The following is a 6,999-nucleotide window of genomic DNA, read 5'->3' as shown; positions in this document are numbered from 1 at the left end:
TGCTTGACAATGCGCCTGCACCAAGCGTACCACTGAATGTACCGCCAATGATTGTTCCAGGAACAGTCAGGTTACCGATCAGGCCGGTTACCGTGCTCAATCCTTGAGAAGTTATCGTTCCGGTTGAAGTAAGATTACCATTAACATTCGCATTGTTCACTGTAGCATTTACAGCACTCAATGATTGTGCCGTCACATTTCCAGTCGATGTAAGATTACCATTAACGTTTGCGTTATTTACGGTTGCGGTAATTGCACTAAGGGTTTGTGCAGTCACATTTCCTGTCGACGTAAGGTTACCGTTTACGTTAGCATTGTTAACCGTTGCAGTAATTGCACTCAGTGTTTGTGTTGTGATGTTTCCAGTCACAGTCAATGCATTCAATGAAAGACTCGTGATGCTTGACAATGCACCAGCCCCAAGTGTGCCACTGAATGTGCCACCAATGATTGTGCCTGGAACGGTAAGGTTACCAATCAGGCCAGTTACAGTGCTCAATCCTTGAGAAGTTATCGTGCCGGTTGAAGTAAGATTACCATTAACATTCGCATTGTTCACTGTAGCATTTATTGCACTAAGTGATTGTGCAGTCACATTTCCTGTCGACGTAAGGTTACCATTAACGTTTGCGTTATTTACAGTTGCAGTGATTGCACTTAATGTCTGTGTTGTGATGTTTCCAGTCACAGTTAATGCATTCAATGAAAGACTTGTAATGCTTGACAATGCGCCTGCACCAAGTGTACCGCTGAATGTACCGCCAATGATTGTGCCTGGAACAGTCAGGTTACCGATCAAACCAGTAACGGTGCTTAATCCTTGTGATGTTATTGTACCGGTTGACGTAAGGTTACCATTTACGTTCGCATTATTTACAGTAGCATTTATAGCGCTAAGCGATTGCGTTGTTACAGTTCCCGGAACGTTCAGATTGCCGATCAATCCTGTTACAGTGCTCAACCCTTGTGATGTGATCGTGCCGGTTGAAGTAAGGTTACCGTTCACGTTCGCATTATTTACAGTAGCAGTAATTGCACTCAGTGTTTGTGTTGTGATGTTTCCGGTCACAGTCAATGCATTCAATGAAAGACTTGTAATGCTTGATAATGCACCAGCACCAAGTGTACCGCTGAATGTTCCGCCAATGATTGTTCCAGGAACAGTCAGGTTACCAATCAAGCCCGTTACTGTGCTTAAGCCCTGAGAAGTTATCGTTCCGGTTGATGTCAGGTTACCGTTAACGTTCGCATTATTTACAGTCGTATTTACTGCACTGAGTGATTGGGCGGTAATATTTCCTGTGGCAGTCAGATTACCGTTTACGTTAGCATTGTTTACAGTCGCATCAACAACACTGAGTGACTGCGCAGTGATGTTGCCAGTCACAGTCAATGCATTCAAAGTAAGGTTTGTGATGCTTGACAATGCACCCGCTCCTAATGTACCGCTGAATGTTCCGCCAATGATCGTTCCAGGAACAGTAAGGTTACCGATCAGGCCAGTTACTGTGCTCAATCCCTGAGATGTTATCGTTCCGGTTGATGTAAGATTGCCGTTTACGTTAGCGTTATTTACAGTCGCATTTACTGCGCTGAGTGATTGTGCAGTAATATTTCCAGTGGAAGTAAGGTTACCATTAACATTGGCATTGTTCACAGTCGCATCAACAACACTAAGTGACTGCGCAGTGATGTTGCCAGTCACAGTCAATGCATTCAAAGTAAGGTTTGTGATGCTTGACAATGCGCCCGCACCAAGTGTACCGCTGAATGTACCGCCAATGATTGTGCCTGGAACAGTCAGGTTTCCGATCAAACCAGTAACGGTGCTTAATCCTTGTGATGTTATTGTACCGGTTGACGTAAGGTTACCATTTACGTTCGCATTATTTACAGTGGCATTTATAGCGCTAAGCGATTGCGTTGTTACAGTTCCAGGAACGTTCAGGTTGCCGATCAAACCAGTTACAGTGCTCAGGCTTTGGGAGGTTATTGTGCCGGTTGATGTAAGATTACCGTTAACGTTCGCATTGTTAACTGTTGCATTTACTGCACTCAATGATTGTGCGGTCACATTTCCTGTCGACGTAAGGTTGCCGTTTACGTTCGCATTGTTTACAGTTGCATCAACAACGCTCAATGATTGGGCAGTGATGTTGCCGGTCACAGTCAATGCATTCAAGGTGAGGTTTGTGATGCTGGACAACGCACCCGCTCCAAGTGTACCGCTGAATGTTCCGCCAATGATCGTTCCAGGTACGGTAAGGTTACCAATCAGGCCCGTTACTGTGCTCAAGCCTTGAGAAGTTATTGTTCCGGTTGATGTAAGATTACCGTTAACGTTAGCGTTGTTAACTGTTGCATTTACTGCGCTGAGTGATTGTGCAGTAATGTTTCCTGTTGAAGTAAGGTTACCATTAACGTTGGCATTGTTTACAGTTGCATCAACAACACTGAGTGATTGCGCAGTGATGTTACCAGTCACAGTCAACGCATTCAATGTAAGGTTTGTGATGCTTGACAATGCGCCTGCTCCTAATGTACCGCTGAATGTTCCGCCAATGATCGTTCCAGGAACAGTCAGGTTACCGATCAAGCCAGTTACGGTGCTTAATCCCTGAGAAGTTATTGTTCCGGTTGAGGTAAGGTTGCCGTTTACGTTCGCATTGTTTACAGTTGCATCAACAACGCTCAATGATTGGGCAGTGATGTTGCCGGTCACAGTCAATGCATTCAAGGTGAGGTTTGTGATGCTGGACAACGCACCCGCTCCAAGTGTACCGCTGAATGTTCCGCCAATGATCGTTCCAGGAACAGTAAGATTTCCAATCAAACCAGTTACTGTGCTTAATCCTTGAGAAGTTATTGTTCCGGTTGAAGTAAGGTTGCCGTTTACGTTCGCATTATTTACAGTCGCATCAACAACACTAAGCGATTGCGCGGTGATGTTGCCTGTTACGGTCAACGCACTCAAAGTAAGATTTGTGATGCTTGACAATGCGCCAGCACCAAGTGTACCGCTGAATGTTCCGCCAATGATCGTTCCAGGAACAGTCAGGTTACCAATCAAACCAGTTACTGTGCTTAATCCCTGAGATGTTATTGTTCCGGTTGAGGTAAGGTTACCGTTAACGTTAGCGTTGTTAACTGTTGCATTTACTACACTGAGTGATTGCGCAGTAATATTTCCTGTGGAAGTAAGGTTACCATTAACGTTAGCATTGTTCACAGTCGCATCAACAACACTAAGTGATTGCGCAGTGATGTTTCCAGTAACAGTCAATGCATTCAAAGTAAGGTTTGTGATGCTTGACAATGCGCCCGCTCCGAGCGTACCGCTGAATGTTCCGCCAATGATCGTTCCAGGAACAGTCAGGTTGCCAATCAAACCAATTACTGTGCTTAATCCTTGAGCAGTTATTGTTCCGGTTGAAGTAAGATTACCGTTAACGTTCGCATTATTTACAGTTGCATCAACAACGCTGAGTGATTGAGCAGTAATGTTACCAGTTACAGTCAACGCATTCAAAGTAAGGTTTGTGATGCTGGATAATGCACCAGCGCCAAGTGTACCGCTGAATGTTCCGCCGACAATTGTTCCAGGCACAGTAAGGTTACCAATCAGGCCCGTTACTGTGCTTAAGCCCTGAGAAGTTATCGTTCCGGTTGATGTCAGGTTACCGTTAACGTTCGCATTATTTACAGTCGCATTTACTGCACTGAGTGATTGTGCAGTAATATTTCCTGTTGAAGTAAGATTACCATTAACGTTCGCATTGTTCACAGTCGCGTCAACAACACTAAGTGACTGCGCTGTGATGTTACCAGTCACAGTCAACGCACTCAAAGTAAGGTTTGTGATGCTTGATAATGCACCAGCGCCAAGTGTACCGCTGAATGTTCCGCCGATGATCGTTCCAGGAACAGTAAGATTTCCAATCAAACCAGTTACTGTGCTTAATCCTTGAGAAGTTATTGTTCCGGTTGAAGTAAGGTTGCCGTTTACGTTCGCATTATTTACAGTCGCATCAACAACACTAAGCGATTGCGCGGTGATGTTGCCTGTTACGGTCAACGCACTCAAAGTAAGATTTGTGATACTTGACAATGCGCCAGCACCAAGTGTACCGCTGAATGTTCCGCCAATGATTGTTCCAGGTACGGTAAGGTTACCAATCAGGCCCGTTACTGTGCTTAAGCCCTGAGAAGTTATCGTTCCGGTTGATGTCAGGTTACCGTTAACGTTCGCATTATTTACAGTCGCATTTACTGCACTGAGTGATTGTGCAGTAATATTTCCTGTTGAAGTAAGGTTTCCATTAACGTTCGCATTATTTACAGTCGCATCAACAACACTAAGTGATTGCGCGGTGATGTTACCAGTCACAGTCAACGCATTCAATGTAAGGTTTGTGATGCTGGATAATGCACCAGCGCCAAGTGTACCGCTGAATGTTCCGCCGATGATCGTTCCAGGAACAGTCAGGTTACCAATCAAACCGGTTACAGTGCTCAATCCTTGAGAAGTTATTGTTCCGGTTGAAGTAAGGTTACCATTAACATTCGCATTGTTCACAGTAGCATTTACTGCGCTCAGTGATTGTGCAGTGATGTTTCCTGTTGAAGTAAGGTTGCCGTTAACATTAGCATTATTTACTGTCGCATCAACAACGCTCAATGATTGGGCAGTGAGGTTGCCGGTCACAGTCAACGCATTCAATGTAAGGTTTGTGATGCTTGACAATGCGCCAGATCCAAGTGTACCGCTGAATGTTCCGCCGATAATTGTTCCAGGAACAGTAAGATTCCCGATCAATCCCGTTACTGTGCTCAATCCTTGAGAAGTTATTGTTCCGGTTGAGGTAAGATTGCCGTTTACGTTAGCGTTGTTAACTGTTGCATTTACTGCGCTCAGTGATTGTGCAGTGATGTTTCCTGTTGAAGTAAGGTTACCATTAACATTGGCATTGTTTACTGTTGCATCAACAACACTGAGTGATTGGGCAGTGATGTTGCCGGTCACGGTCAATGCATTTAATGTAAGATTTGTGATGCTCGACAAGGCACCCGCTCCAAGCGTACCGCTGAATGTTCCGCCAATGATCGTTCCAGGAACAGTCAGGTTACCGATCAAGCCAGTTACTGTGCTTAATCCCTGAGAAGTTATTGTTCCGGTTGATGTAAGGTTGCCGTTTACGTTCGCATTGTTTACAGTTGCATCAACAACGCTCAATGATTGCGCAGTAATGTTGCCAGTCACAGTCAACGCATTCAAAGTAAGATTTGTGATGCTGGACAATGCACCAGCGCCAAGTGTACCGCTGAATGTTCCACCAATAATTGTTCCAGGAACAGTAAGGTTACCGATCAGGCCGGTTACAGTGCTCAGTCCCTGAGAGGTTATCGTGCCGGTTGAAGTAAGGTTGCCGTTAACGTTAGCGTTGTTAACTGTTGCATTTACTGCGCTCAGTGATTGGGCGGTAATGTTTCCTGTTGATGTCAGATTACCGTTAACGTTCGCATTGTTCACAATCGCATCAACAACACTAAGTGACTGCGCTGTGATGTTACCAGTCACAGTCAACGCATTCAAAGTAAGATTTGTGATGCTTGACAATGCGCCAGCACCAAGTGTACCGCTGAATGTTCCGCCAATGATCGTTCCAGGAACAGTCAGGTTGCCGATCAAGCCGGTTACAGTGCTTAATCCTTGAGAAGTTATTGTTCCGGTTGATGTAAGATTGCCGTTAACGTTCGCGTTATTTACCGTCGCATTAATTGCGCTGAACGATTGCGTTGTTACAGTTCCAGGAACGGTAAGGTTACCGATCAGGCCGGTTACAGTGCTCAATCCCTGAGAAGTTATTGTTCCGGTTGAAGTAAGGTTACCGTTAACGTTCGCATTATTTACAGTTGCATCAACAACACTAAGTGATTGCGCAGTGATGTTGCCAGTCACAGTCAACGCATTCAAAGTAAGATTTGTGATGCTGGATAATGCACCAGCGCCAAGTGTACCGCTGAATGTTCCGCCGATAATTGTTCCAGGAACAGTAAGATTTCCGATCAAGCCCGTTACTGTGCTCAATCCTTGAGAAGTTATTGTTCCGGTTGAGGTAAGGTTGCCGTTTACGTTAGCGTTGTTAACTGTTGCATTTACTGCGCTCAGTGATTGGGCAGTAACATTTCCTGTTGAAGTTAGATTACCGTTAACGTTCGCATTATTTACTGTTGCATCAACAACACTGAGTGATTGCGCAGTGATGTTGCCAGTCACGGTCAATGCACTCAAAGTAAGATTGGTGATGCTTGACAATGCACCCGCTCCGAGTGTACCGCTGAATATTCCGCCAATGATCGTTCCAGGAACAGTAAGATTACCGATCAGGCCGGTTACAGTGCTTAATCCTTGAGAAGTTATTGTTCCGGTTGAAGTAAGGTTACCGTTTACGTTGGCATTATTTACAGTCGCATCAACAACACTGAGTGACTGCGCGGTGATGTTGCCAGTCACAGTCAATGCATTCAATGTAAGGTTTGTGATGCTTGACAATGCGCCAGCTCCGAGTGTACCGCTGAATGTTCCGCCAATGATCGTTCCAGGAACTGTAAGGTTACCGACCAGGCCGGTTACTGTGCTCAATCCTTGAGAAGTTATTGTTCCGGTTGATGTAAGGTTGCCGTTAACGTTCGCATTGTTTACAGTTGCATCAACAACACTAAGTGATTGCGCGGTGATGTTGCCAGTCACGGTCAATGCATTCAATGTAAGATTGGTGATGCTTGACAATGCACCCGCTCCAAGCGTACCGCTGAATGTTCCGCCAACGATCGTTCCAGGAACAGTCAGGTTACCGATCAAGCCAGTTACGGTGCTTAATCCCTGAGAAGTTATTGTTCCGGTTGATGTAAGGTTGCCGTTTACGTTCGCATTGTTTACAGTTGCATCAACAACGCTCAATGATTGGGCAGTGATGTTGCCGGTCACAGTCAATGCAT

1 pseudogene is annotated in these 6,999 nt (G+C 45.1%); it reads right to left on the bottom strand.

Annotation, left to right across the window (positions count from 1 at the left end):
• A pseudogene (locus tag GWC95_RS05405) lies at positions 1–6,999 on the bottom strand (S-layer family protein); the annotation flags it as partial.

This window comes from Sediminibacterium roseum (assembly GCF_009939005.1).
Classification (GTDB): Bacteria; Bacteroidota; Bacteroidia; order Chitinophagales; family Chitinophagaceae; genus Sediminibacterium; species Sediminibacterium roseum.
Note: the sequence above shows the minus strand (reverse complement) of the source record. Positions and strands in the feature narration are given on the sequence as shown.